Source organism: Pseudomonas sp. Ost2 (assembly GCF_018326065.1).
GTDB lineage: Bacteria > Pseudomonadota > Gammaproteobacteria > Pseudomonadales > Pseudomonadaceae > Aquipseudomonas > Aquipseudomonas gingeri.
Genome location: NZ_AP021904.1, coordinates 5,231,043 through 5,257,485, shown reverse-complemented (window position 1 = coordinate 5,257,485; position 26,443 = coordinate 5,231,043). Strand labels below are relative to the sequence as shown.

The following is a 26,443-nucleotide window of genomic DNA, read 5'->3' as shown; positions in this document are numbered from 1 at the left end:
TGTCATGCCGATGCAATCTGTGACGCCTATGATCGGCCGCCTGGTGGTGGTCGGTCTCGGGCTGATTGGCGGTTCCTTCGCCAAGGGGCTGCGGGAAAGCGGCCTCTGCCGGGAAGTGGTCGGTGTCGATCTCGATCCGCAATCACGCCAGTTGGCGGTGGAGCTGGGGGTGGTCGATCGCTGCGAGGAAGATCTGGCGACCGCTTGTCGGGGAGCCGATGTGATTCAACTGGCGGTGCCGATCCTGGCCATGGAGAAGATGCTCGGCCTGTTGGCGGGCATGGACCTGGGGCAAGCGATCCTGACGGATGTCGGCAGTGCCAAGGGCAATGTGGTGCGTGCCGCCTGCTCGGCGTTTGGCGCCATGCCGCCGCGGTTCGTGCCCGGGCACCCGATTGCCGGATCCGAACAGAGCGGGGTGCAGGCTTCCAACGGCAAGCTGTTCCGCCGGCACAAGGTGATCCTGACCCCGCTGGATGAAACCGATCCGGCGGCGGTGGCCACGGTCGACCGGCTGTGGCGTGCCCTGGGCGCGGATGTCGAGCATATGCAGGTCCAGCGCCACGACGAAGTCCTGGCGGCCACCAGTCATTTGCCGCACCTGCTGGCTTTCGGCCTGGTGGATTCCCTGGCCAAGCGCAACGAGAACCTGGAGATTTTCCGTTACGCCGCCGGTGGATTCCGTGATTTCACGCGAATTGCCGGCAGCGATCCGGTCATGTGGCACGACATCTTCCTGGCCAATCGCGAGGCGGTGTTGCGTGCACTGGACACCTTCCGCAGCGACCTGGATGTCTTGCGCGATGCCGTCGACGCGGGGGATGGGCATCAACTGCTGGATGTGTTCGAGCGGGCCCAGGCGGCACGCGAACATTTCGGCAGGATCTTGGCCCGACGGGCCCGCAAGGACACAATGAACGCCAACGATGATCACAAAGAGGCTCAGTCGTGAATATTCAAGCTCCAGTCATCGCCATCGACGGACCCAGCGGCTCGGGCAAGGGCACTATCGCCGGTCTGCTGGCCAAGCGTCTGGGCTGGTGCCTGCTGGACTCTGGTGCGCTGTATCGGTTGCTGGCCTTCGCCGCGCGCAATCACGGTGTCGACCTGACCAACGAAGAGTCCCTCAAGCTGCTGGCCGCCCATCTCGACGTGCAGTTCATCGGTGCGACCGACGGCCAGCCGCAGCGCATCATTCTCGAAGGGGACGATGTCACCCAGGATATCCGCAACGAGTCGATCGGTGCCGGTGCTTCCCAGGTCGCGGCCCTGCCGGCGGTGCGCGACGCCTTGCTGCAGCGCCAGCGCGCATTCCAGGAGCCGCCGGGACTGGTGGCCGACGGTCGCGACATGGGGACCGTAGTGTTTCCCGATGCGCCGCTGAAGATTTTCCTCACCGCCAGTTCCGAGGAGCGGGCGCGTCGCCGGTACTTGCAGTTGAAGGCCAAGGGCGATGATGTTAGTCTGTCGAGTCTGCTAGATGAGATACGTGCACGCGATGAGCGTGACACCCAGCGAGCGGTAGCCCCGCTCAAGCCGGCGGCTGACGCCATACAGCTGGATTCCACGGAGTTGTCCATCGAGCAGGTGCTGGAACGCATCATGAGCGAGATCGCCATTCGCGATATCGCCGGGTGACCAAGAAGCGTGCAGGGGACCAGTCATAGTCCTGCATGGCTTCTTTCATATGAACGTAACCCACACCGTCTGGGGTGTGGCAGATGGGCGTATTCTTCGCCCTTATCAACAGGAATTAAAATGAGCGAAAGCTTTGCGGAACTCTTTGAAGAGAGCTTGAAGACCCTTAATCTTCAGGCTGGTTCGATCATCACCGGTGTTATCGTTGATATCGATTACCAAGCTCGTTGGGTCACTGTCCACGCTGGTCTGAAGTCTGAAGCTCTGATCCCGCTGGAACAGTTCTACAACGATGCTGGCGAGCTGAACATCAACGTCGGTGACGAAGTTCACGTGGCGCTGGATTCGGTTGAAGACGGCTTTGGTGAAACCAAGCTGTCCCGTGAAAAAGCCAAGCGCGCTGAATGCTGGATCGTTCTGGAAGCAGCCTTCGCAGCCGAGGAAGTGGTCAAGGGCGTTATCAACGGTAAGGTTAAAGGCGGCTTCACTGTCGACGTTAACGGCATCCGTGCGTTCCTGCCAGGTTCCCTGGTTGACGTCCGTCCAGTGCGCGACACCACGCACCTGGAAGGCAAAGAGCTCGAGTTCAAGGTCATCAAGCTCGACCAGAAACGCAACAACGTTGTCGTTTCCCGCCGCAGCGTCCTGGAAGCCGAGAACTCCGCCGAGCGTGAAGCTCTGCTGGAATCCCTGCAGGAAGGTCAGCAAGTCAAGGGTATCGTCAAGAACCTCACCGACTACGGCGCATTCGTCGATCTGGGTGGCGTCGATGGCCTGCTGCACATCACCGACATGGCCTGGAAGCGCATCAAGCATCCATCGGAAATCGTCAACGTTGGCGACGAGATCGATGTCAAGGTTCTGAAGTACGATCGCGAGCGCAATCGTGTTTCCCTGGGCCTAAAGCAGCTGGGCGAAGATCCATGGGTTGCTATCAAAGCCCGTTACCCAGAAAGCACCCGCGTTACCGCGCGTGTAACCAACCTGACCGACTACGGCTGCTTCGCTGAGCTGGAAGAAGGCGTTGAAGGTCTGGTGCACGTTTCGGAAATGGACTGGACCAACAAGAACATCCACCCTTCGAAAGTCGTACAAGTCGGCGACGAAGTGGAAGTCATGGTTCTGGACATCGACGAAGAGCGTCGTCGTATCTCCCTGGGCATCAAGCAGTGCAAGTCGAACCCATGGGAAGACTTCTCTGGCCAGTTCAACAAGGGCGACAAGATCTCCGGCACCATCAAGTCGATCACCGATTTCGGTATCTTCATTGGTCTGGACGGCGGCATCGACGGTCTGGTTCACCTGTCCGACATCTCCTGGAACGAAGTGGGCGAAGAAGCCGTACGTCGTTTCAAGAAGGGCGACGAGCTGGACACCGTCATCCTGTCGGTTGACCCAGAGCGTGAGCGCATCTCCCTGGGCATCAAGCAACTGGAAAGCGACCCGTTCTCCGAGTACGTCTCGGTTAACGACAAAGGCGCCATCGTTAAAGGCACTGTGAAAGAAGTTGACGCCAAAGGCGCCATCATCGTTCTGGCCGACGATATCGAAGCGACTCTGAAAGCCTCCGAAATCAGCCGTGACCGCGTTGAAGACGCGCGTAACGTCCTGAAGGAAGGCGAAGAAGTAGAAGCCAAGATCATCAGCGTTGACCGCAAGAGCCGCGTGATCCAGCTGTCGATCAAGTCGAAAGACGTTGAAGACGAGAAAGAAGCCATCCAGAGCCTGAAAGCAGCTCCGGAAGGCGAAGCAGCTGACACCACCATGGCTGCTCTGCTGCGTCAAGCAATGGCCAAACAGAACTGAGTTCTGTCTGACTGTTGAAAAAAGGGCGACTTCGGTCGCCCTTTTTTATGGCCGGGATTTGAGTGTTTCACGGGTGAAACCAAATCGGACGTGCTACGGTCACATTTATAAGTGTAAAGATCTGTGTGTCTGGATCAGCCATTGTCAGCTGTCGAAGGCTTTTCTCAGGGTGTCACCTTGATAAGGATGTGAATGAGCAAGCTCATAGCAGTATTTGCCCTGGCGTTGCTTGCCGGATGTACCACCAACGCCAAGACCCACGTCAGGCACGGTGTGAGCGGTATCGAGATCGACTGCTCGGGATTGGGTTCCGGCTGGGAAAAGTGCTACAAACGGGCGGCTCGCGAGTGCAAGGCTCAGGGCTACAAGGTCGTCACCAAGTCCAGTGATGCCAAGGATGATGAAGGTGACTATCTCTTTGGCTGGAATCCGGCAGGCTATGCCACCCGGACGATGCTGGTGATCTGCAACTAGTCGATATACACACCTCCAGGCCCGGACGTATCTGGTATGCAGATAAGTCAATAGATGGGCTGTTCAAAATCCTCAGGTCATGCTAAAACCTTCGAAGCGCTTTTCCTAGCTGCTTGAAAAAGAAGGGAAAAATATGACGAAGTCGGAGTTGATCGAACGAATTGTCACCCATCAGGGGCTGCTCTCATCCAAGGATGTCGAGTTGGCCATCAAGACCATGCTTGAGCAAATGTCCCAGTGCCTGGCGACTGGGGACCGGATCGAAATTCGTGGATTCGGTAGCTTTTCCCTGCACTATCGCGCACCGCGCGTGGGGCGCAATCCCAAGACCGGGCAGTCGGTCAGCCTGGATGGGAAGTTTGTACCGCACTTCAAACCGGGGAAGGAGCTTCGGGATCGGGTGAATGAAGATGAAGAGCATGATGATGCCTGATCATCTTCGCCAGGTGCGTATGCGTCTGGCCTGGTGATCTGTCCCGTTGTTCATCACCCTGCGGGCGATTGTATCTATCCCGATAAATCGGCATTCCGTTTATTGGATGGCATCCGGGATTGACCCGTTCGGTTCACTGTCTCCCTTTGTGCTCCGGGATCATGTCCGGTCGTAGCGGCTATTTCCCCGTTATCTCTTCCCCTCTGTATTTCGCTGGTTTTCTTGTCCATGGTGGCAAGTGTCGAGTTATTGCGTAGAGTCGTCTATATTCGCGGGCCCAACTGCCAGGTCGAGTATTTTCTGGCTTGGCCTCCTGTTTTTTACGACGCGTAAAGTTTCCGGGTCTGGCGAGTAAAAGCTGCTCGTGAATATCGTTATTTAAGTGTGGCAAGGATCTTGGCTTGATGATGATTTTGTTGTGCTGTTTGGTCGTGTTGATGGCGTCGTTATTGTTGACGGGCGCTCTTCGTCATTACGCGTTGGCGCGCAGCCTGATGGATATTCCCAACGAGCGCAGCTCTCATTCCGTCGCCACTCCCCGTGGTGGTGGCGTGGCCATCGTCGTCAGTTTCCTGGCTGTCTTGCCTGTCCTGGCGTTTACCGGCATCGTGCTTTGGCCCATCGTCTGGGCGCTGCTGGGTGCCGGCGCCTGTATCGCGCTGGTGGGGTTTCTCGACGATCATGGCCATGTAGCTGCTCGCTGGCGCTTGTTGGCTCATTTTTCGGCGGCGGCCTGGTTGCTTTTCTGGATGGGTGGCCTGCCGACTCTTGATATCATGGGCGCACGTATCAACCTGGGGTTGGTCGGTGATGTCTTGGCCGCCTTCTATCTGGTGTGGATGCTCAATCTTTATAATTTCATGGATGGAATCGACGGGATTGCCAGCGTAGAAGCGCTGACGGCGTGCCTCGGCGCGTGTCTTGTCTATACACTCACAGACAATGCAGGCCTGATCTGGCCGCCGTTGCTGCTGGCGATGGCGGTCGGTGGTTTTCTATACTGGAATTTTCCACCTGCCAGGATTTTCATGGGTGATGCCGGCAGCGGTTTTCTCGGCGTGATGCTCGGCGGGCTTTCCCTTCATGCGGCCTGGGCTGAACCCCGGTTGCTGTGGGTGTGGTTGATTTTGCTGGGCGTGTTCGTCGTCGACGCGACGTTTACGTTGATACGACGTTTACTGCGTGGTGACAAGGTGTACGAGGCGCATCGCAGTCATGCCTATCAATTTGCCTCGCGGCAGGTGGGCAGCCATCTGCCGGTGACTCTGGCGGTAACCGGGATCAATCTTGGCTGGTTGTTGCCGATTGCCCTATGTGTCGGATTGTCGATAGTGGACGGCGCCATCGGGCTGATTGTCGCGTATGTGCCGTTGGTTTTCCTGGCCTTCAGGTTTCACGCGGGCGAGCTGGAAAAAGCGGGCTGAGCGTTATCGTTTTTCCAGTTGGCTTGGACATGCCTGTATCGGATACAGCATGTGTATTGCCGTTTTTTGGATACTGGCCTTAGAGGGGTTATGGATAAGATACGAGCCTTTTTGTTAGGCCTCCCGCGTCGGCAAAAACGCGTTCTTCAGGTCATCGCCGACATTGTGCTGGTGTGGTTGGCGCTGTGGATGTCGTTTGTCGTCAGGCTGGGGCTGGACGACGTGATCAACCCGTTTACCCAGCACCGCTGGTTGTTTCTCTCCGCGCCTGTGGTGGCTATTCCGCTGTTTGTAAAATTCGGGTTGTACCGGGCGGTGATGCGTTATTTCGGCAATGATGCCCTGATCGCCATCGTCAAGGCGGTGAGCCTGTCCGCGCTGATCCTCGGTGTGGTGGTCTATCTCTATAGCAACCACCAGACAGTGGTGCCGCGATCCATCATGTTCAACTACTGGTGGTTGAGCCTGATCATGATCGGTGGTCTGCGTCTGGTGATGCGCCAGTACTTCCTGGGGGATTGGTTTGGTGCCTCCCAGCACATGCCTTTTGCCAATCGTGATAGCGGGCTGACGAAGGTGGCAGTGTACGGAGCCGGTTCGGCGGGTAACCAACTGGTTGCTGCGCTGCGCATGGGCCGCGCCATGCAGCCCGTTGCCTTTATTGACGATGACAGCAGTATTGCCGATCGCAGTATTTCCGGGTTGCAGGTCTACAAACCCAAGCATATCCAGCAGATGATCGATACCACGGGAGCCCAGGAAATCCTGCTGGCGATTCCTTCCTCTTCCCGCGGGCGCCGCCGTGAGATTCTTGGTTTCCTGGAAGGTTACCCCTTGCATGTACGCAGTGTGCCCGGGTTCATGGATCTGGCCAGCGGGCGGGTCAAGGTCGACGATATCCAGGAAGTCGATATCGCCGATCTGCTCGGGCGTGACGCCGTGCCTGCCCAGGCTGAACTGCTTGAGCATTGCATCAAGGGCCGTGCGGTGCTTGTCACCGGAGCCGGCGGCTCCATTGGTTCGGAGCTTTGCCGGCAGATTCTTGCCTTGCGCCCAACGACGCTTCTGCTTTTCGAGCACAGTGAGTTCAATCTCTACAGCATCTTGTCGGAGCTTGAGCGGCGCGTGGCCCGTGAGTCCCTGTCCGTGCGCCTGCTGCCGATCCTCGGCTCTGTGCGTAATCCGGACAAGTTGCTGTCTGTCATGAAAACCTGGCGTGTGGAGACGGTCTACCATGCGGCGGCGTACAAGCACGTGCCCATGGTCGAGCACAACATCGCCGAAGGCGTGCTGAACAATGTGATCGGCACCCTGAACACCGCTCAGGCGGCATTGCAGGCCGGCGTGGCGAACTTCGTGCTCATTTCCACCGACAAGGCGGTGCGGCCGACCAATGTCATGGGCAGCACCAAGCGTCTGGCCGAGATGACCCTGCAGGCCCTCAGTCGTGAGCTGGCACCGGTGCTCTTTGGTGATTCTAGCAATGTGTCCCGGGTCAACAAGACCCGTTTCACCATGGTTCGGTTTGGCAACGTGCTGGGTTCGTCGGGGTCGGTTATTCCGTTGTTCCACAAGCAGATCAAGGCGGGTGGGCCGCTGACGGTGACCCATCCGAAGATCACGCGTTACTTCATGACTATCCCTGAAGCCGCCCAACTGGTCATCCAGGCCGGCTCGATGGGGCAGGGGGGCGATGTGTTTGTCCTGGACATGGGCGAACCGGTCAGGATTGTCGAGCTGGCGGAAAAGATGATTCACCTTTCCGGCCTGAGTATCCGTTCCGACAAGAACCCTCATGGTGATATCGCGATCGAGTTCTCGGGGTTGCGACCTGGAGAAAAGCTTTACGAAGAGTTGCTGATCGGCGACAACGTGGCGGCGACCCAGCATCCGATGATCATGACCGCCAATGAAGACCTGCTGCCCTGGGAGGCGCTCAAGTTGCGCCTGTCCGAATTGCTTGCGGCCGTGGAGGACGATGACTACGCGCGCGTGCGTCAGTTGTTGCGGGACACTGTCAGCGGCTATGCCCCGGACGGTGAGATAGTGGACTGGATCTATCAGCAGCGGCGCATGGATCCCTGAAGCTACACACCCGGTAACGGCCTCGTTTTTGACAAGGCTCCAGCATCACCTAGGTTTGGAAAGCAGCTTCGGAAAAGCTGCTTTCCCCTACGATGTCATGGAGTGTCACCTATGCGTACAGGCTTTTTCCCCTCCCTGTTGTTAACCGTTCTGCTCGGCGCCACCGCGGCGGTCAATGCGGCGCCAGCCGCCCAGACCGGCCAGCAAGCCGCACCCGCGAGTCAGGCGGAGTCCGCTCCAAAAGCCGGCAAGGTCAACCTGAACACCGCCGATGCCGAAACCATCCAGCGTGAACTGTCGGGCATCGGCGAGGCCAAGGCCCAGGCCATCGTCGCCTATCGGGAAGCGAACGGACCTTTCTCTTCGGTGGATGAGTTGCTTGAGGTCAAGGGGATCGGCAAGGCGATTCTCGACAAGAATCGCGACCAACTGGCGATCAACTGACGGCGTCGATCCGGCGCTCGAGACCGGTCCGGGGATCGGTCTCTTTTTCGTCAGGGGCTCTGGTTGTCGCAGCCCCTGGCGAGCCTTACTCCACCTGATCCTTCAAATGCGCCCTGGTCACATCCAGGATCTTCTGCGCCAGTTCGGCGTCTTCCGCACTGCGCGAGAGCACCAGCGCCCCGACCAGCGTCGCCAGCATCACGATACTCTGGTCCTGTGCATCCGGTCCGCCACCCAGCGCCTCCTCGACCTGCTTGAGCCGGGACTCGATCACCGTGTCGGTGGTCGGGCTCGGTGCGCCACGTTGTCCCAGCTCCGAGCACATGGTCGGCAATGGGCATCCGTGTTCCGGCGTGGTCAGGTGCCACTCGGACAGGTAGCTGTCGATGAACGCCTGTACCGGCTTGTCCTGGCTGAACAGCGTGTCGCAATGCACGTCCAGTTCCGCCGCGGCTTCCTGCAGGGCTTTCTCGACCAGTTCGTCCTTGGATTTGAAGTGCGCGTAGAAGCCGCCGTGGGTCAGGCCCAGGGCTTTCATCAAGGGCTGCAGGCCGGTCGCGCCAATACCGTCACGGCGAAAGCGGGCCGCTGCTTCCTTGATGATGCGCTCGTGGGTCTGGGCTTTATGATCGTGTGAATAGCGCATGGCTCAACCTCCAAATCTCCGGCCAATGATAACTGTGAGTTGTCGGCAGAGGGTTGGATTTTTTGAAGGTTGGTTCAAATCCGTTCAAATGCAGGAGGGGGTGTCAGCGGTCCTGCGCGTCCTTGGCATCCATCTCGGCGTTGCGCTCCTGGACGCGCTTGCGCTGTTCGTCGGTGAGCTCCACTTTGGTGGCGGTGTCGCGCAACATCATCAGGCCGCCGACGATGGAGCCGATGGCAACCACGATGATCAACCAGGCATACCAGGGCATGGGATTCTCCTTGATGGACCGATCCCGCGCGAGAAGTTCGTGCGGGATGCCGGCCCTTACCACTTTGAGTCACGGGATTTCTCAGTGGTTCAATTGTAAGCCCGTTCTGCTCCGATAGCTCTTACTGCCCGGTCAGCATCGCATCCGCCGGGGCGTCGGCGCGCAACTGCGCGGTCAGCAGGAAGTACAGGAAGCCGGCGGCCATGAAGCCGACGAAGATCAGGCCGATCAGCGCGTTGAACCAGGCCATGGCGACCAGGCAGACCACGGCCAGGAACAGCGCGATGGCCGGGACGAGCGGATAGCCCGGCGCGCGGAAGGTGCGCTCCAGGTCCGGCTCGGTTTTGCGCAGTTTGAACAGGCTGAGCATGCTCATGATGTACATGACGATCGCGCCGAATACCGCCATGGTGATCATGGCCGCGGTGAGGGTCATGCCGCTGAGGTTGATCAGGCCGTCGCTGTAGATGGCGGCGATGCCGATCAGGCCGCCGACGATAATGGCGCGATGCGGGGTCTGGAAGCGCGAGAGCTTGGCCAGGGACGCGGGCAGGTAGCCGGCGCGGGCCAGGGCGAAGAACTGGCGCGAATAACCGAGGATGATCCCGTGGAAACTCGCCACCAGGCCGAACAGGCCGATCCACACCAGCATGTGCAGCCAGCCGGAGCTGTCGCCGACCACGGCTTTCATCGCCTGTGGCAGGGGATCGTTGATGTTCGACAAGGTACGCCAGTCACCGACGCCACCGGCGAAGAACATCACGCCCATCGCCAGCAGCACCAGGGTCAGGATGCCGCTGATATAGGCCTTGGGAATGGTGCGTTTCGGATCCTTGGCTTCTTCGGCGGCCATGGCGGCGCCTTCGATCGCGAGGAAAAACCAGATGGCAAACGGAATGGCTGCGAACATCCCGGCAATCGCCGGCGCGCCGAAGCTGTCGGCTCCGGCCCAGCCGTTCAGGGCGAAATGGCTGAAGCTGAAGGCCGGTGCGACCACGCCCATGAATACCAGCAACTCGGCCACCGCCAGGACGCAGACCACCAGTTCGAAGGTGGCGGCCAGTTTCACCCCGAGGATGTTCAGGCCCATGAACACAATGTAGGCGCCCACGGCGGCATGCTTGGGATCAAGCGCGGGGAACTGCACATTCAGGTAGGCACCGATGGCCAGGGCAATGGCCGGTGGCGCGAAGACAAACTCGATCAGTGTCGCCAGGCCGGCGATCAGCCCGCCTTTCTCGCCAAAGGCCCGGCGGCTGTAGGCAAAGGGGCCGCCCGCGTGGGGAATGGCGGTGGTCAGTTCGGTAAAGCTGAAGATGAAGCAGGTGTACATCGCCGCGACCATCAACGATGTCACCAGGAATCCGAGCGTACCGGCGACGCCCCAGCCGTAGCTCCAGCCGAAATACTCGCCGGAAATCACCAGGCCGACGGCGATGCCCCACAGATGCAACGTGCCCAGCGTGGGCTTGAGTCGAGTGTTCATATGTTTCTCCCTGAACCGTTTGGATACCGCTCGGAACAGGCGGGTGCAGCGGACGTGCCAGCGCCGGGGAATGCGTCGCAAAGGGTGAAAAAGCTGTCGTATCGAGGATATTTCGCCGATGTTGCCCGGGATTTCGACTTTAATTGGTGCGAGTGGGGACCTTTATGGCGCGCCGTGGGCACATTTGCCGATCACCGGGTCCCGATCAGCCCCGGCTTGCGCTACAATCCGCGCCGATTTCGACTTGCCTGAGAGCCCATCCATGTCCGCCTGCCAGACTCCTATCATCGTCGCCCTGGATTACCCCACCCGTGACGCCGCCCTGAAGCTGGCCGATCAACTGGACCCGAAACTGTGCCGGGTCAAAGTCGGCAAGGAACTGTTCACCAGCTGCGCCTCGGAAATTGTCGGGACCCTGCGCGACAAGGGCTTCGAAGTGTTCCTGGATCTCAAGTTCCACGACATTCCCAACACCACCGCGATGGCGGTCAAGGCAGCCGCGGAAATGGGGGTCTGGATGGTCAATGTCCATTGCTCCGGTGGCCTGCGCATGATGGCGGCCTGTCGTGAAGTGCTCGACCAGCGCAGCGGTCCGAAGCCGTTGTTGATCGGCGTGACCGTGCTGACCAGCATGGAGCGTGAAGACCTGGCGGGTATCGGCCTGGATGTCGAGCCGCAGGTGCAGGTGCTGCGTCTGGCGGCCCTGGCCGAGAAGGCCGGGCTCGATGGCCTGGTGTGTTCGGCGCTGGAAGCCACGGCGCTGAAGAGTGCCCATCCGGGCCTGCAACTGGTGACCCCGGGGATTCGTCCGGCGGGCAGCGCCCAGGACGACCAACGACGGATCCTGACGCCACGCCAGGCACTGCAGGCCGGTTCCGACTACCTGGTGATCGGTCGCCCGATCAGCCAGGCGGCAGACCCGGCCCAGGCCCTGGCGGCGGTCGTGGCCGAGCTGGCCTGATCCGGCCTGCCGGTGGGGGAGTGGTGCTTGTGCGGGAGCGGGCAAGCCCGCTCCTGCCGGTCGTGGTGAGCAGTCCTTTCAGACCTTCAGCACCAGCTTGCCGAAATTCTCGCCACTGAACAGCTTGCCCAGGGTTTCGGGGAAAGTCTGCAGGCCCTCGACGATATCCTCCTTGCTCTTGAGCTGCCCCTTGGCCATCCAGCCGGCCATTTCCTGCCCGGCGGCGGCGAAGCGCGCGGCGTAGTCCATGACCACGAAACCTTCCATGCGTGCGCGATTGACCAGCAGCGCCAGGTAGTTGGCCGGACCCTTGACGGCTTCCTTGTTGTTGTACTGGCTGATGGCCCCGCAGATCACCACGCGAGCCTTGAGGTTCAGGCGGGTCAGCACGGCGTCGAGGATATCGCCGCCGACATTGTCGAAATACACGTCGACACCCTTCGGACACTCGCGTTTCAGACCGGCCTGAACGTCTTCGTTCTTGTAGTCGATGGTGCCGTCGAAGCCCAGTTCGTCGACCAGGAACCGGCACTTCTGCGCGCCGCCGGCAATCCCCACCACACGGCAGCCCTTGAGCTTGGCGATCTGTCCGGCAATGCTGCCCACGGCTCCGGCGGCCCCGGAGATCACCACGGTTTCACCGGCTTTCGGCGCACCGACATCGAGCAGGGCGAAGTAGGCGGTCATCCCGGTCATGCCCAGCGCCGACAGGTAGACCGGCAGCGGCGCCAGCTTCGGATCGACCTTGTAGAAGCCCCGTGGCTCACCGAGGAAATAATCCTGCACGCCCAGCGCACCGTTGACGTAGTCGCCGACGGCAAACCCCGGGTTGTTGGAAGCAATCACCTTGCCGACTCCCAGCGCACGCATGACCTCACCCAGGCCCACCGGCGGGATATAGGACTTGCCTTCGTTCATCCAGCCGCGCATCGCGGGGTCCAGGGACAGGTACTCGTTGCGGACTAGGATCTGGTTTGCCCCCGGCTCGCCCACCGGGACTTCCTGATAGGTGAAGGTGTCACGGTTCGCAGCCCCGACCGGGCGTTTGGCCAGGAGGAATTGGCGATTGTTCTGGGTGGTCATGGCAGGCACTCGAAGCGATCAATGAAGCCTTGTAGATAGACCCTGATCGGCATCACGGCAAGTTTTGCCCGTCGGGCGAATAGGCTGCGATCCACTGCAATGATGGTGGTCATCGCGCTGTTATCACCACAACTTATCACTACGGTGCATAAGGCGATAACCGGCCTTCTGATAGTGCTGCCCCGCGGAGCCGACCACTGGCTAGACTCGGTTAACGCGACCTTTCACCCACTCAGCGAGGACAGAACCATGAGCATGACGTTTTCCGGCCAGGTGGCCCTGGTGACCGGCGCTGCCGCCGGGATTGGCCGGGCAACCGCCCAGGCCTTTGCCGCCGAAGGCCTGAAGGTGGTGGTGGCCGACCTGGATGTGGCGGGGGGCGAGGGCACCGTCGAATTGATCCGTGCCGACGGTGGCGAGGCGATCTTCGTCCGCTGCAATGTCACCCAGGAAGCCGACGTGCAGAAACTCATGGAACAGGCCGTCGCTGCCTACGGTCGGGTCGATTACGCCTTCAACAATGCCGGGATCGAGATCGAGAAGGGCAAGTTGGCCGATGGCACCCTGGATGAGTTCGACGCGATCATGGGCGTCAATGTCAAAGGCGTCTGGCTATGCATGAAGTACCAGTTGCCGTTGATGCTCGCCCAGGGCGGCGGCGCGATCGTCAACACGGCGTCGGTCGCCGGCCTCGGGGCCGCGCCGAAGATGAGCATCTATGCGGCTTCCAAGCACGCGGTGATCGGCCTGACCAAATCGGCGGCGATCGAATACGCGAAGAAGAAAATTCGTGTCAACGCCGTATGCCCGGCGGTGATCGACACCGACATGTTCCGGCGCGCCTATGAGGCCGATCCGAAGAAGGGCGAGTTCGCCGCGGCGATGCACCCGGTCGGCCGTATCGGCAAGGTCGAGGAGATTGCCAGCGCGGTGCTCTACCTGTGCAGCGACGGCGCGGCGTTCACCACCGGTCACGCCCTGGCAGTGGATGGCGGAGCCACGGCCATTTGATCTGTCGTGCTGTTCGCCGCTGCCTGTAGCCCCCCGGTAAAGGAACCCGCCCAGTGCGGGTTTTTTTATGTCCGCCAGTGTGGCGCGTCCCGTCGGTATATTCCCTCGCGGCCGTCAGTCAGGCGCTGCAGGCCGCGGTATACGGGGCTTGCAGGGGAGTACCGGGAAGCTTTTTGTGCAAGCTGAGGTGCCGGGCTTTTGTGTTTAACTGTTTAACGAGAAATAACCGTGCTTTGGAGCGTCACACACAATGGATCTGGAAATTGATCGGCAGGCACTGGTGCCCGTCGTGCAGCAAATCGTCAGTGCGATCGTCGAATGGACCCGCCTGACCCGGGCCTGTCCGGGGACGCGCCTGCCGTCGGTGCGACAGTTGGCCAAGGAAAACTCTCTCAGTCAGGCCAATGTGACCGAGGCCTATGAGCGCCTGGTCATGCAGGGGGTACTGGCGTCACGCAATGGCTCGGTGTTCATTGTCGCCGACAGCGGCACGGCGTCCTCCCCCGGTACCGAGCCGGAGTGGTACGAGGGGTTGGAAACCCAGTGGGGAGCGTTCAGCGAGCATCCATTGGGGGAGTTGAAACTGGGCTGTGGCTGGATTCCCCAGGGCTGGCGGGAAAGTGACGATATCGGTTATGCGGTGCGTGAAGTCAGCCGGACCCAGATGCAGGGCCTGTTCCACTACAGCACCCCCTTGGGCTTGCCCGCCTTGCGCCAGCAATTGCACAAGCGCCTGACCCAGAAAGGCATTCAGTCCGGCGACGGCGAAGTCCTGACGACCCTGGGCATCACCCAGGGCCTCGACCTGCTGGTGCGCACGCTGCTCAGGCCGGGGGATTGCGTGCTGGTCGAGACTCCGGGTTATGGCAATCTCTACAAGCTCCTGGCCTTGCAGGGCATCGAATTGCTGGAAGTCCCCAGGACGCGCACGGGCCCTGACATCGAGGTGTTGCGCGGACACCTGCGCAGGCACCGGCCGAAGTGCCTGTTCATCAACAGCCTCTACCATAATCCGACGGGCAGCAGCCTGACCCTCCCGGTCGCCACGCAGTTGTTGCAGCTGGCGCAGTCGGAGGATTTCCTGATTGTCGAGGACGGCGCCTTCAGCGATCTGCAGGGCGGCCCCGGAGTGCAACTGGCGGCACTGGACTCGCAGCAGCGGGTCATCTACCTGGGTGGTTTCTCCAAGACCCTGAGCAGTTCCCTGAAGGTCGGCTTTATCCGCGCTCACGCCGGGCTGATCCAGCGCCTGGCCGAGGTGAAGATGATTACCAGCCTGGGGGCTTCGCGCTTTGCCGAATGCGTGGTTGCCACGCTGCTGGCCAACGGCGCCTATCGCAAGCTGGTACAGCGCCTGCGCCAGCGGCTGGGGGCGGAGATGGCCACGACCCTGGACCTGCTCGAAGAGACGGGCTGGGAAGTTTTCAGCGAGCCGTCCGGCGGCATGTTCGTCTGGGCGCGCAGCCGACGTTACAGTCCTACCCAGGTCCAGGCCGGTGCCCATAAACTCGGGGTATTGCTTGCACAGGATGCGGTCTTTACCCCGAGGGCAACTTCCGCGGGCTGGCTGCGGATCAACGTGGCCTATGCGGCGGATCAGCGGGCACAGAAATTCTTCCGTTTGCTGGGCGATACCGAATCGACCTCGACCATTCTGAAAACGACGCGGGTGTAGCTTTTGGCCATTATTCCGGCGCCAAAGGCTTGTGCTTCACCGGTCGTGGTTGCGAATCTGCACGAATCTTGAATGGCTTGTGCGCCTTCAGCATTCGAACGGGGATTAAGCACCATGATTTCTGCCGTGCAAGGACGTTTTGCCAACCTGGGTATGGCGAAGAAGATGGGCATCGGTTTTGCCCTGGTATTGCTGCTGACCGGATTGGTGGCGGCAATCGGCGTCTGGTCCTTGCAGACCATCAGTCTGCGTTTCGAAGGGCTGAAGCAGATGTCCTCGCTCAACAGCAGCCTGCTCAAGGTGCGCCTGCTGGAGCAGGACTATGCCCTGCATTCGGACGCCAAGACGGTCGATGCGCTGCATGAGGGCGTGGATGCCCTGGCGGCGCAGGCAGAGGCACTCAAGGCGCAATCACCGGCCAACGTGCCGGTGATGACCGATGTCGAGCAGGCCCTGGTGGCCTATCGCAAGGCGTTCGACGAATTTGTCGAGCTGACCCAGGCCAAGGACCTGGCGCTGGAGATGGCCAGTTGGTCGGTCTCCAGTGTGGCCAACAACCTCGATGTCCTGCAGGCCGGCCTGGCCGATGATGGCGCCTATGGACTCAAGCAGTCCGAGGGCAAGGAAGGCAGCGAGTTCATCGAGCAGGCCGGCCAGGTCAGCCACGTCTCGCAGTTGATGCTGCAGGCGATGAACGAGGCGCGGGTGCGTCTCGATCAAAGCCGCAAGGGCGACGAGGAAAACCAGGCCCAGGGCAAGATCGAACAGGCGGACCAGGCCCTGGCCGGCGTCGAACAGCTCAAGACCGCGGTCAAGGACCCCGGCTACCAGACGGTACTCAATGAGGTCGGCGGCCATATCGCCAGTTTCGGTGAAAAGCTCACCGAGTACACCGGCCTGCTGGAGCAGGAAAAGAAGGTCTACCAGCAACTGCACGAGCGTGCCGCGCAGGTGGTCGAGCGGGTCAACCAGGCCTACGCGGCTGAAGATCAGTCGATGCAGGCCGAACTGAAGAAGAACTCGATACTGATCATCGGTTCGTCCGCCCTGGCCTTGTTGGTCGGCCTGGTGGCGGCGCTGGTGATCACCCGCCTGATTGTCGCGCCGCTGCGCAGCGTGATCCGGGTGGCCCAGCAGATCGCCGCCGGCGACCTGACCGGCACGGTGGAGGTCCAGCGTCGTGACGAGATCGGCCAGTTGATGCAGGCGATGCAGCAGATGGGCGCCGGCCTGAGCGGCATCGTCAGTGGCTTGCAAGCCGGGATCGAGCAGTTGGCGACCTCGGCGCATTCCCTGTCGGCGGTGACCGAGCAGACCAACCTGGAAGTCAGCACGCAGAAGGAAGAAACCGAGCAGGTGGCGACGGCGATGAACCAGATGACCGCCACGGTCCATGATGTCGCGCGCAATGCCGAAGAGGCCGCGCAGGCGGCACAGACCGCCGACGACAAGGTCGACAGCGGCCAGCAGGTGGTGCGCCAGAGCATGCAACGTATCGAGCAACTGGCGGACTCGGCCAACTCGGCCAGCCTGAGCATCGAAAGCCTGAGTGCGGAAATCCAGAATATCGGCACCGTGCTGAGTGTGATCAAGAGCGTGGCCGAGCAGACCAACCTGCTGGCGCTCAATGCCGCGATCGAGGCGGCCCGTGCCGGTGAGCAGGGACGCGGTTTCGCGGTGGTGGCGGACGAGGTGCGGGCCCTGGCCAAGCGCACCCAGCAGTCCACGGAAGAAATCGAACGGCTGGTCAGCGCCCTGCGTTCAGCCGCGCAATCGTCGGTGCAGCAGATCCGCAGCAGCGGTGAACTGGTCAAGCTGGCGGTCAGCGATGCCCTGCAGACTGAAAGCGCCCTGGGCAGCATCGCCGCGGCGGTGTCGCTGATCCAGCAGATGAACCAGCAGATTGCCGCGGCCGCCGAGGAGCAAAGCTCGGTGGCGGAAGAGATCAATCGCAGTGTGACCAGCATTCGGGCCAGTGCCGATCAATCGGCGGTGGCGATGCAGGGCAACGCGGCCTCCAGTATCGAACTGGCGCAGTTGGGGATGGAACTGAAGGGCATGGTCGGGCATTTCCGCCTCTGAGCTGCCCGGGTTCTTTGTGGGAGCCGGCTTGTCGGCGATGGCGTCCGTGGGAGCGGTGCAGGACTTGCTGGCCTCATCGCCAGCAAGCCGGTTCCTACACGTTGAATCGATGAGTTCAGGCCTTGCGCCAGTTGAGGATCATCAGCGTCAGCATGCCCGCGACAATCCCCCAGAACGCCGAGCCTACCGAAAACAGGGTGAAGCCCGATGCGGTGACCATGAAGGTGATCAGCGCGGCTTCCCGTTCCCGGGGTTCGTTCATGGCGATACTCAGGCCGTTGATGATCGAGCCGAACAGCGCCAGCGCGGCAATCGACAGTACCAGCTCTTTTGGCAGCGCGGCGAACAGCGCGGCCAGCGTGGCGCCGAACGTCCCGGCGATCCCGTAGAAGATCCCGCACCACACCGCCGCGGTGTAGCGCTTGCTCTTGTCCTCATGGGCATGGGGCCCGGTGCAGATCGCTGCGCTGATGGCCGCCAGGTTGATCCCGTGGGAGCCGAACGGCGCCAGTAGCAGCGAAGCGATGCCGGTCACGCTGATCAGGGGCGAGGCGGGCACGTCGTAGCCGTCTGCCCGCAGCACGGCGATGCCCGGCATGTTCTGCGAAGTCATGGCCACCACGAACAGCGGAATGCCGATACTGATGGTCGCCGCCAGCGAGAACGACGGGGTGGTCCAGACCGGTGTTGCCACCTCCAGGTGAAAGCCACTGAAGTCCAGCAGGCCCAGCAACCCGGAAAGGGCGGTGCCGACCAGCAGCGCCGCGAGCACCGCGTAGCGTGGCGACAGGCGCTTGGCCACCAGATAGGTGAAGAACATCCCCAGCACCAGGCCCGTGCGGTGCTGGGCGGCGACAAAGATCTCGCTGCCGATCTTGAACAGGATGCCGGCCAGCAGCGCCGCTGCCAGGGACGAAGGCAGGCGCTTGACCAGTTTTTCGAAGCTGCCTGTCAGGCCACAGATCGTCACCAGCACCGCGCAGGTGATATAGGCACCGATCGCTTCGCCGTAGGTGACGCCGGACAGGCTGGTGATCAGCAGTGCGGCACCCGGGGTCGACCAGGCAACCGTCACGGGCGTTCGGTAGCGCAGGGACAGGCCGATGCTGCAGATTGCCATGCCGATGGACAGCGCCCAGATCCACGAGGAAATCTGTCCGCCGCTCAGGCCGGCGGCTTGTCCGGCCTGGAACATCAACACCAGGGAGCTGGTGTAGCCGGTCATCATCGCAATGAAACCGGCGACCACCGCGGAAGGCGAGGTGTCGGCCAGGGGGCGCAGGCGCGCTTGAGTGATGTCGGTCATGGCGGGATTCCTTGCTCTGGAAAACGCTGCTGGAAAACAGGCGTGAATGCTTCTTGCAGCCTAAACGCAAAAGTAACCGTCTATTGCAATACAGCCAATGCCGCAAATAGCCGTACAGTCGTGTTGGCTACACAGGTTGTGTACAATGTGCCATGATTTTACGCGATACTTGTCAGCGACCCACTGTGCTGTATTACAGTCCATTCGCCGCCGTTTTCCGACTCGAGTGCCCATGAACGAACAGTTGCAGCCCCTCAAGAAACAACCGCGAGCAGGCAAGGCCGGCCGCAGCGGAACCCAGGACGATATTGTCTATGCGCATATCTTCGAGGCGATCCTCGAACAGCGCCTGGCGCCCGGTACCAAATTGAGCGAAGAGGCACTGGGAGAGATTTTCGGGGTCAGCCGGACCATCATTCGCCGTGCCTTGTCGCGCCTGGCCCACGAGGGCGTGGTCTTGCTGCGGCCCAACCGCGGCGCGGTGGTGGCCAGTCCGAGCGTCGAGGAAGCCCGTCAGGTGTTCTTTGCCCGGCGCATGGTGGAGAAGGCGATCACCGAGCTGGCGGTGCAGTACGCGACGGCCGAGCAACTGGCCGAGTTGCGGCAGATGGTCCACGACGAGCGCGAGAGCTTTTCCCGTGGTGATCGCGGGGCGGGGATCCGCCTGTCCGGCGAGTTCCACCTGAAGCTGGCGGAGGCGGCGAAGAATGCGCCGCTGATCAGCTTCCAGCGCAGCCTGGTGTCCCAGACCTCGCTGATCATTGCCCAGTATGAAAGCGGCAACCGCTCGCACTGCTCCTACGACGAGCACACCCAGCTGATCGATGCCATCGAGGCGCGGGACGCGGTCCTGGCCGTGGACCTGATGATGCACCACATGGACCATATCGACAGCAAGCTCAACCTCGACGAGGAGAGCGCTTCGGACGACCTGCACGCGGTGTTCTCGCACCTGCTGCTGGCGAAGAAGCCGGGTCGGCCCGCGGCGAAGCTGTAGAGGCCGTCCTGACCGGCAGTCGACGCGGTCATTGTGGGAGCCGGCTTGCTGGCGATTGATCGTTCCCATGCTCCGCGTGGGAATGCAGTCCGTGACGCTCCGCGTCACAACAGCGGACGCAGAGCGTCCAGAGAGACATTCCCACGCGGAGCGTGGGAACGATCAGTTCAGTGGCTGGGTTTGTGCACTTATCGCTGGTGCACCAGGTTCCCCGCCGCGTAGGTCTGCTGCACCGTGCGGTCATCCCCCAGGGTCATCAACACGAACAGCGTTTCGTCGATGCTCCTGGCCTGCTTCAGGCGATAGCTGAGCAATGGCGTGGCGTGGTAGTCGAGTACCAGGAAGTCGGCGTCGCTGCCGGCCCGCAGGTTGCCGATCCGCTCTTCCAGGCGCAAGGCCCGGGCGCCGCCGAGGGTCGCCAGGTACAGCGACTTGAACGGGCTCAACCGCGCCCCTTGCAACTGCATGACCTTGTACGCCTCGTTCAGTGTCTGCAGGATCGAGAAGCTGGTGCCGCCGCCGACATCCGTACCGATCCCGACATTCAGCTTGTGCTTCTCGGCCATCGGCAGGTTGAACAGGCCGCTGCCGAGGAAGAAGTTCGAGGTCGGACAGAACGCCACCGCCGATCCGGTCTGTGCCAGCCGCGCGCATTCGTCGTCGCACAGGTGCACGCCGTGGGCGAACACCGAGCGCTCTCCCAGCAACTGGTAATGGTCATAGACATCCAGGTAGCCCTTGCGCTCCGGGAACAGTTCCTTGACCCATTGCACTTCCTGCAGGTTTTCGCTGATATGGGTCTGCATGTACAGATCCGGGTATTCGCCCAGCAACTGGCCGGCCAGGGTCAATTGTTCCGGGGTCGAGGTCGGGGCAAAGCGTGGGGTCACCGCATAGTGCAGGCGACCCTTGCCATGCCAGCGCTCGATCAGCGCCTTGCTTTCCAGGTAGCCCGACTCGGCGGTATCGGTCAGGTAGTCGGGGGCATTGCGATCCATCATCACCTTGCCGGCGATCATCCGCAGGTCGAGTTTCCCGGCGGCCTCGAAGAAGGCATTGACCGACTGCGGATGCACGCTGCCGAACACCAGCGCGGTAGTGGTGCCGTTGCGCAGCAGTTCCTTGATGAAGATATCCGCGACTTCCTCGGCGTGGGCCGGGTCGGCGAACTGGCTTTCACAGGGGAAGGTGTAGGTGTTCAGCCAGTCGAGCAATTGTTCGCCATAGGCACCGACCATGCCGGTCTGCGGCAGGTGGATATGGGTGTCGATAAAGCCCGGGGTGATCAGCGCGTCGGTGTAGTGAGTGACGGCGATATCGGCCGGCAGCGTCGGCAGCAGCTCGCTGGCATGGCCGATGGCGCTGATCTTGCCGTTCTCGACCACCAGCAGGCCGTCCTCGAAATACTCGTAGGAGGCGTCGATGCCGACTTCGGCCGGGTCGGCGATGCTGTGCAGGAGGGCGGCGCGGTAGGCTTTGCGTGTCTGGGGCATGGTCTGTCTCAATTCGTGGTTTTCACTTCCAGGCTTCATGCGAAGTTTTCATTTGGAAGCATGGCTGCGGCGCGAGGCCGGCAGCAGTTTGGCAATGGGTTCGGCGCTCGCGGTGTGCTGGCCGAAATTCGCGTTATAGGTGGCGATGACCTCGCCGGCGATGGAGATGGCGATTTCCACGGGCAACTTGCCCTTGACCTCGGCCAGGCCCATCGGGCAGCGCATGCGTTGCAGCAGCGCATTGTCGTAGCCGCGTTCGCGCAGGCGGTGTTCGAACTTCACCCGCTTGGTCTTCGAACCGATCAGGCCGAAGTAGGCGAAGTCGTTGCGCTTGAGGATCGCGGCGCTGAGTTCCAGGTCGAGCGGGTGGTTGTGGGTCATGACGATGCAATAGCTGCCGGCGGGCAGGCGGTCGATTTCCTCCACCGGTTCGTCACTGATGATCTTGCGCACGCCGCTGGGGATCTGCGGCGGAAACTCCTGCTCCCGGGAATCGATCCAGCGCACCCGGCAGGGCAGGCTGGCGAGCAGCGGCACCAGGGCGCGGCCGACGTGGCCCGCGCCGAACACGGCGATCTCGGCCTGGACTTGGCCCATTGGTTCGAATAGCAGCACCGTGACCCCGCCGCAACACTGGCCGAGGCTGGCGCCCAGGCTGAAGCGCTCCAGGTGGGTGTTCTGCTGGCCGCTGGCGAGCATGTCCCGGGCGATCTGGGTGGCCTTGTATTCCAGATGGCCGCCGCCAATGGTATCGAAGGTGCTACTGGCGCTGACGACCATTTTCGAACCGGCATTGCGCGGCGTCGAGCCGAGTTCCTCGATAATGGTCACCAGCACGCAGGGGTCACCCTGGTTCTGCAAGTCGGCCAGGGCACTGATCCAATCGTTCATGGACACCTCCGTGTCGTCTGTTCGAAGGCTATCGCCAGCAAGCCGGCTCCTACAGGTTTTGCCTCGCTCACGGCCCGCCGGTGGCCCACATAATGTGGGAGCCGGCTTGCTGGCGATCCGGGTACGTAGGGCCTGGTCATGATGACACCGTTTCCTGGTCATCCGGCACGGTCTGTCCTGCCTTGACCTGACGCATCTGTTCGCAGCCCCACAACACTCGCTCCGGCGTCGCCGGGGCGTCGATCTTCGGCTGTACCCGGTAATCCGCCAGGCTCGCCACCGCATCCTTGAGCGCGCACCATACCGCGATCCCCAGCATGAACGGCGGTTCGCCGACGGCCTTGGAGTGGAACACCGTGTCTTCCGGGTTCTTGCGGTTTTCCACCAGCTTCACCCGCAGGTCCAGCGGCATGTCCGCCACCGCCGGGATCTTGTAGCTGGCCGGGCCGTTGGTCATCAGCTTGCCCTTGGCGTTCCACACCAGTTCCTCCATGGTCAGCCAACCCATGCCCTGGACGAACCCGCCTTCGACCTGGCCGACATCGATGGCCGGGTTCAGCGAGGCACCGACGTCATGCAGGATATCGGTGCGCAGCATCTTGTACTCGCCGGTCAGGGTATCGACGATCACCTCGGCGCAGGCCGCGCCATAGGCGAAATAGTAGAACGGACGGCCACGGGCCTGGCTGCGGTCGTAGTAGATCTTCGGCGTCTTGTAGAAGCCGGTGCTCGACAGCGACACCTGGGCGAAATATGCCTGCTGGATCAGCGCCTCGAACGTCAGGATCTGCTCGCGCACCCGCACATGGCCGTTGCGGAACTCGACATCTTCCTCGCTGACCTTGTACTGCCGCGCAGCGAACTCCACCAGCCGCCGCTTGATGATTTCGGCGGCATTCTGCGCCGCCTTGCCGTTCAGGTCGGCACCGCTGGAGGCGGCGGTGGGCGAAGTGTTCGGCACCTTGTCGGTGTTGGTGGCGGTGATCTGCACCCGGTCGATTTCCACCTGGAACACTTCGGCCACCACCTGGGCCACCTTGGTGTTCAAGCCCTGGCCCATTTCCGTGCCGCCGTGGTTCAGGTGGATGCTGCCGTCGGTATAGACGTGCACCAGCGCGCCGGCCTGGTTGAGAAAGCTGGCGGTGAAGGAGATGCCGAACTTCACCGGGGTCAGCGCCAGGCCTTTTTTCAGGATCGGACTGTGGGCGTTGTAGCGGCGAATGGTTTCCCGGCGCTCGGCGTACTGGCTGCTGGCTTCCAGCTCGGCGGTCATCTCTTCGAGCATGTTGTGCTCGACGGTCTGGTAGTAATGGGTGACGTTGCGTTCGGTCTTGCCGTAGTAGTTGGCCTTGCGCACCGCCAGCGGGTCGAGGCCCAGGTGGCGGGCGATGCTGTCCATCACTTCCTCGATGGCGACCATCCCCTGCGGGCCGCCGAAGCCGCGGTAGGCGGTGTTCGAGGCGGTGTGGGTCTTGCAGCGATGGCCGTTGACCGTCGCGTCGCCCAGGTAATAGGCATTGTCGGAGTGGAACATCGCCCGGTCGACGATCGACGCCGAGAGGTCCGGCGAGCAGCCACAGTTGCCGGCCAGTTCCAGGTTGATCCCGTGCAGGCGCCCGCTGCCGTCGAAACCGACGTCGTACTCGATATAGAACGGATGGCGCTTGCCGGTCATCAGCATGTCTTCGACCCGTGGCAGGCGCATCTTGGTCGGTTGCCCGGTCAGCCGCGCCACCACCGCGCACAGGCATGCCGGGCTGGCCGCCTGGGTTTCCTTGCCACCGAAGCCGCCGCCCATGCGACGCATGTCGACGACGATCTTGTTCATCGACACATCCAGCACCTCGGCCACCAGTTTCTGCACTTCGGTGGGGTTCTGGGTCGAGCAATAGACGATCATGCCGCCGTCTTCGGTGGGCATCACCGAGGATATCTGGGTCTCCAGGTAGAAGTGTTCCTGGCCGCCGATATGCAGGTTGCCCTGGATCCGGTGTTCGGCGCTGGCCAGCGCGGCAGCCGAGTCGCCGCGCTTGTGGGTATGGCTGTCGAGGACGAAATGCCGCTTGCGCAGGGCCTCGACCACATCCAGCACCGGCTCCAGGTCTTCGTATTCGATGACCGCCGCCATGGCCGCCTTGCGCGCGGTTTCCATGTCCTTCGCGGCGACGGCGAGCACCGGCTGGCCGACGAACTCGACCTTGTCGATCGCCAGCAGGGGATCGCCGGGCAGCAGCGGGCCGATATCCTTGAGGCCGGGAATGTCTTCGTGGGTGATGACGATACGCACGCCGGCAAAGGCATGGCAGGGCGCGGTGTCGATGCTGATGATCCGTGCATGGGCGCGGTCCGACAGGCGTGCATAGACGTGCAACTGGTTGGGGAATTCCAGGCGGTCATCGATATACACCGCTTCGCCGGCCACATGCTTGTCGGCGCTGTCGTGCTTGACGCTGCGGCCGACACCGGTGGTCAGGTCCCGGGCGAACAGCTCGGCGAGCTCGGCCTGGGTTTTTTCCACAACAGGATGGTTAGACATAAGCGGTCACCCGTGTCTCGATATGCGGCGTTTGCAGTTCGATGAAGTATTTGCGCAACAGGTTCTGGGCGCTGAGCAGGCGGTATTCCTTGCTGGCGCGGAAGTCCGACAGCGGTGTGAAGTCCTCGGCCAGCGCCCGGCAGGCGCGCTCGATGCCGGCAAGGTTCCAGGCCGCACCGACCAGCGCGGCTTCGCAGGCCCTGGCGCGTTTCGGAATCGCCGCCATGCCGCCGAAGGCGATCCGCGCGTCGGTGACCACGCCGTTCTCGATCCGCAGGTTGAACGCGGCGCAGACCGCGGAAATATCGTCATCCAGGCGCTTGGACACCTTGTAGGCACGGAAGCGCTGTTCGGCGCTGGCCCGTGGCACGATGATCTTCTCGATGAATTCGCTTTCCTGGCGGGCGGTCACCCGGTAATCGATGAAATAGTCTTCCAGTGCCAGGGTGCGGCTGCCGCTGCCTTTGCGCAGGACCAGTTGCGCATTCAGCGCGATCAGCAGGGGTGGTGAATCACCGATGGGCGAGGCGTTGCCGATATTGCCGCCGAGAGTGCCCTGGTTGCGAATCTGCAGCGAGGCGAAGCGCTGCAACAACTCACCGAAATCCGGGTACTCGGCCTTCAGGGCGGCATAACAATCCGACAGCGGGGTGGCGGCACCGATTTCCAGGCGATCGTCGAAGGTCTCGACACGCTTGAGCTCGGCGACGTTACCGACGTAGATCATCACCGGCAGGGGACGATGGAACTGGGTGACTTCCAGGGCCAGGTCGGTACCGCCGGCCAGCAGTCGGGCTTCCGGGTGCGAGCCGTAGAGTTCGGCCAGGTCGGCGACCGTCAGCGGCACCAGGCAGCGCTTGTCGCCGCTGTTCAGTTCGCCGGTTTCGGTGGGGGCGATGGCCTTCAGGCGGGCGATGGTCTGGGCTTCGCGGGCATCGAACTGATCGGCGGGCTTGTTGCAGCAGGCCTGCTCGGCGGCGGCGAGGATCGGCCGATAGCCGGTGCAACGGCAGAGGTTGCCGGCCAGGGCTTCGTGGGCCTTGTGGCTGTCCGGGGCCTCGCTGTTCTTCTGCAGGGCGAACAGCGACATGACAAAGCCCGGCGTGCAGAAGCCGCACTGTGAACCGTGGCATTCGACCATGGCCTTCTGCACGCTGTGCAACTGGCCCTGGTGCTTGAGATCCTCGACGCTGATCAGTTGCTTGCCGTGCAGCGAGGAGACGAAGGTCAGGCACGAGTTGAGGCTGCGATAGCGAATCCGCTCGGTGCCCGAATCGTCCGTGTGCAGTTCGCCGACCACCACGGTGCAGGCACCGCAGTCGCCACTGGCGCAGCCTTCCTTGGTGCCGGGCTTGCCCAGGTGCTCGCGCAGATAGTTGAGCACCGTCAGGTTCGGGTCCAGGGCGTGCTCGCTACGGAGTTCCTGGTTGAGTAAAAACTGGATCACGGAAGGCCTCGCAGACTCATTATTGTTGTTGACCGTTGAGGCAGAATCTAGTGATGTCTGACTTTCAGGTCAATAAAAATCTGACCGAAAGGTCAGGAAATTCCGCCATCCGGGAAAACCCCTTTGAATTCAAAGGCGGCTTTCGCCAACCGGAGTGATGAACGGCAGGCTCTGCTTTAAGTCTAGCTGTGGATCAAATGCGTATTCCGTGCCAAATTCCGCCCACTGGGCCCTGCGCCATCACGTACCAATTG

21 protein-coding genes and 1 pseudogene are annotated in these 26,443 nt (G+C 61.7%); 13 read left to right on the top strand and 9 right to left on the bottom strand.

Features of this window, described 5'->3' with window-relative positions; all coding sequences use genetic code 11:
- Positions 1–28: 28 nt before the first annotated feature.
- The 8 genes and pseudogenes from KI243_RS22965 to KI243_RS22930 all read left to right on the top strand — a co-directional run.
- Positions 29–928, top strand: a pseudogene (locus KI243_RS22965) (prephenate dehydrogenase/arogenate dehydrogenase family protein); the annotation flags it as partial.
- A 20-nt stretch (positions 929–948) separates the two neighbouring features.
- A complete protein-coding gene (gene cmk / locus KI243_RS22960) occupies positions 949–1,638 on the top strand; it encodes a (d)CMP kinase (protein WP_017129660.1) in 690 nt (229 codons plus the stop codon).
- Between the two features lie 120 nt (positions 1,639–1,758).
- Positions 1,759–3,444: a 30S ribosomal protein S1 gene (rpsA, locus tag KI243_RS22955; RefSeq protein ID WP_017129659.1), complete on the top strand. Its 1,686-nt coding sequence runs from the start codon at positions 1,759–1,761 to the stop codon at positions 3,442–3,444.
- A 192-nt stretch (positions 3,445–3,636) separates the two neighbouring features.
- Complete coding sequence (locus KI243_RS22950) at positions 3,637–3,918, top strand: hypothetical protein (RefSeq protein WP_017129658.1); 282 nt, start codon at positions 3,637–3,639, stop codon at positions 3,916–3,918.
- A 133-nt stretch (positions 3,919–4,051) separates the two neighbouring features.
- Complete coding sequence (gene ihfB, locus KI243_RS22945) at positions 4,052–4,351, top strand: integration host factor subunit beta (protein ID WP_017129657.1); 300 nt, start codon at positions 4,052–4,054, stop codon at positions 4,349–4,351.
- Positions 4,352–4,755: 404 nt separating this feature from the next.
- Positions 4,756–5,775, top strand: a complete 1,020-nt coding sequence (locus KI243_RS22940) for a glycosyltransferase family 4 protein (RefSeq protein ID WP_017129656.1) — start codon at positions 4,756–4,758, stop codon at positions 5,773–5,775.
- Positions 5,776–5,865: 90 nt separating this feature from the next.
- Positions 5,866–7,860, top strand: a complete 1,995-nt coding sequence (locus tag KI243_RS22935) for a nucleoside-diphosphate sugar epimerase/dehydratase (RefSeq protein WP_212811247.1) — start codon at positions 5,866–5,868, stop codon at positions 7,858–7,860.
- Positions 7,861–7,971: 111 nt separating this feature from the next.
- A complete protein-coding gene (locus KI243_RS22930; protein ID WP_017129654.1) occupies positions 7,972–8,304 on the top strand; it encodes a helix-hairpin-helix domain-containing protein in 333 nt (110 codons plus the stop codon).
- Positions 8,305–8,389: 85 nt separating this feature from the next.
- Here KI243_RS22930 and KI243_RS22925 read toward each other — a convergent pair whose 3' ends face one another.
- From KI243_RS22925 to eat, 3 genes are all read right to left on the bottom strand, one after another.
- Entirely contained in the window at positions 8,390–8,950 is a 561-nt protein-coding gene (locus KI243_RS22925) for a TetR/AcrR family transcriptional regulator (RefSeq protein ID WP_017129653.1), read from the bottom strand.
- Positions 8,951–9,053: 103 nt separating this feature from the next.
- Positions 9,054–9,221 (bottom strand): DUF2897 family protein, encoded by a 168-nt coding sequence (locus KI243_RS22920; RefSeq protein ID WP_017129652.1) that lies wholly within the window; start codon positions 9,219–9,221, stop codon positions 9,054–9,056.
- A gap of 121 nt (positions 9,222–9,342) precedes the next feature.
- Positions 9,343–10,707 (bottom strand): ethanolamine permease, encoded by a 1,365-nt coding sequence (gene eat, locus KI243_RS22915; RefSeq protein ID WP_017129651.1) that lies wholly within the window; start codon positions 10,705–10,707, stop codon positions 9,343–9,345.
- A 262-nt stretch (positions 10,708–10,969) separates the two neighbouring features.
- On the opposite strand from eat, the gene pyrF reads away from it, so the two are divergent.
- Positions 10,970–11,668, top strand: a complete 699-nt coding sequence (pyrF, locus tag KI243_RS22910; RefSeq protein WP_017129650.1) for an orotidine-5'-phosphate decarboxylase — start codon at positions 10,970–10,972, stop codon at positions 11,666–11,668.
- A 78-nt stretch (positions 11,669–11,746) separates the two neighbouring features.
- Here pyrF and KI243_RS22905 read toward each other — a convergent pair whose 3' ends face one another.
- Positions 11,747–12,751: an NADP-dependent oxidoreductase gene (locus KI243_RS22905; RefSeq protein WP_017129649.1), complete on the bottom strand. Its 1,005-nt coding sequence runs from the start codon at positions 12,749–12,751 to the stop codon at positions 11,747–11,749.
- A 249-nt stretch (positions 12,752–13,000) separates the two neighbouring features.
- On the opposite strand from KI243_RS22905, the gene KI243_RS22900 reads away from it, so the two are divergent.
- The 3 genes from KI243_RS22900 to KI243_RS22890 all read left to right on the top strand — a co-directional run bounded on the left by KI243_RS22900 (position 13,001) and on the right by KI243_RS22890 (position 17,519).
- Positions 13,001–13,762, top strand: coding sequence for an SDR family oxidoreductase (locus KI243_RS22900; protein WP_017129648.1), 762 nt, complete (start codon positions 13,001–13,003; stop codon positions 13,760–13,762).
- Between the two features lie 250 nt (positions 13,763–14,012).
- The gene (locus KI243_RS22895; RefSeq protein WP_212809942.1) at positions 14,013–15,437 is read left to right on the top strand and encodes a PLP-dependent aminotransferase family protein; all 1,425 of its coding nucleotides are present in this window, start codon (positions 14,013–14,015) and stop codon (positions 15,435–15,437) included.
- Between the two features lie 114 nt (positions 15,438–15,551).
- Positions 15,552–17,519, top strand: coding sequence for a methyl-accepting chemotaxis protein (locus KI243_RS22890; RefSeq protein WP_042937161.1), 1,968 nt, complete (start codon positions 15,552–15,554; stop codon positions 17,517–17,519).
- A gap of 115 nt (positions 17,520–17,634) precedes the next feature.
- Here KI243_RS22890 and KI243_RS22885 read toward each other — a convergent pair whose 3' ends face one another.
- Entirely contained in the window at positions 17,635–18,825 is a 1,191-nt protein-coding gene (locus KI243_RS22885; RefSeq protein WP_177118865.1) for a benzoate/H(+) symporter BenE family transporter, read from the bottom strand.
- A gap of 232 nt (positions 18,826–19,057) precedes the next feature.
- Here KI243_RS22885 and KI243_RS22880 point away from each other — a divergent pair, with 232 nt between their 5' ends.
- Entirely contained in the window at positions 19,058–19,822 is a 765-nt protein-coding gene (locus tag KI243_RS22880; protein WP_017129644.1) for a GntR family transcriptional regulator, read from the top strand.
- Between the two features lie 188 nt (positions 19,823–20,010).
- Here the strand turns inward: KI243_RS22880 and guaD are convergent, their stop codons facing one another.
- The 4 genes from guaD to xdhA all read right to left on the bottom strand — a co-directional run bounded on the left by guaD (position 20,011) and on the right by xdhA (position 26,189).
- On the bottom strand, positions 20,011–21,315 hold the full coding sequence (gene guaD / locus KI243_RS22875) for a guanine deaminase (protein ID WP_212809941.1): 1,305 nt from the start codon (positions 21,313–21,315) through the stop codon (positions 20,011–20,013).
- 48 nt (positions 21,316–21,363) lie between these two features.
- On the bottom strand, positions 21,364–22,206 hold the full coding sequence (gene xdhC, locus KI243_RS22870) for a xanthine dehydrogenase accessory protein XdhC (RefSeq protein WP_017129642.1): 843 nt from the start codon (positions 22,204–22,206) through the stop codon (positions 21,364–21,366).
- A 136-nt stretch (positions 22,207–22,342) separates the two neighbouring features.
- A complete protein-coding gene (gene xdhB / locus KI243_RS22865) occupies positions 22,343–24,742 on the bottom strand; it encodes a xanthine dehydrogenase molybdopterin binding subunit (protein WP_042937160.1) in 2,400 nt (799 codons plus the stop codon).
- The gene (gene xdhA / locus KI243_RS22860) at positions 24,735–26,189 is read right to left on the bottom strand and encodes a xanthine dehydrogenase small subunit (protein ID WP_212809940.1); all 1,455 of its coding nucleotides are present in this window, start codon (positions 26,187–26,189) and stop codon (positions 24,735–24,737) included. The genes xdhB and xdhA overlap by 8 nt, the downstream gene beginning before the upstream one ends.
- Positions 26,190–26,443: the final 254 nt, after the last annotated feature.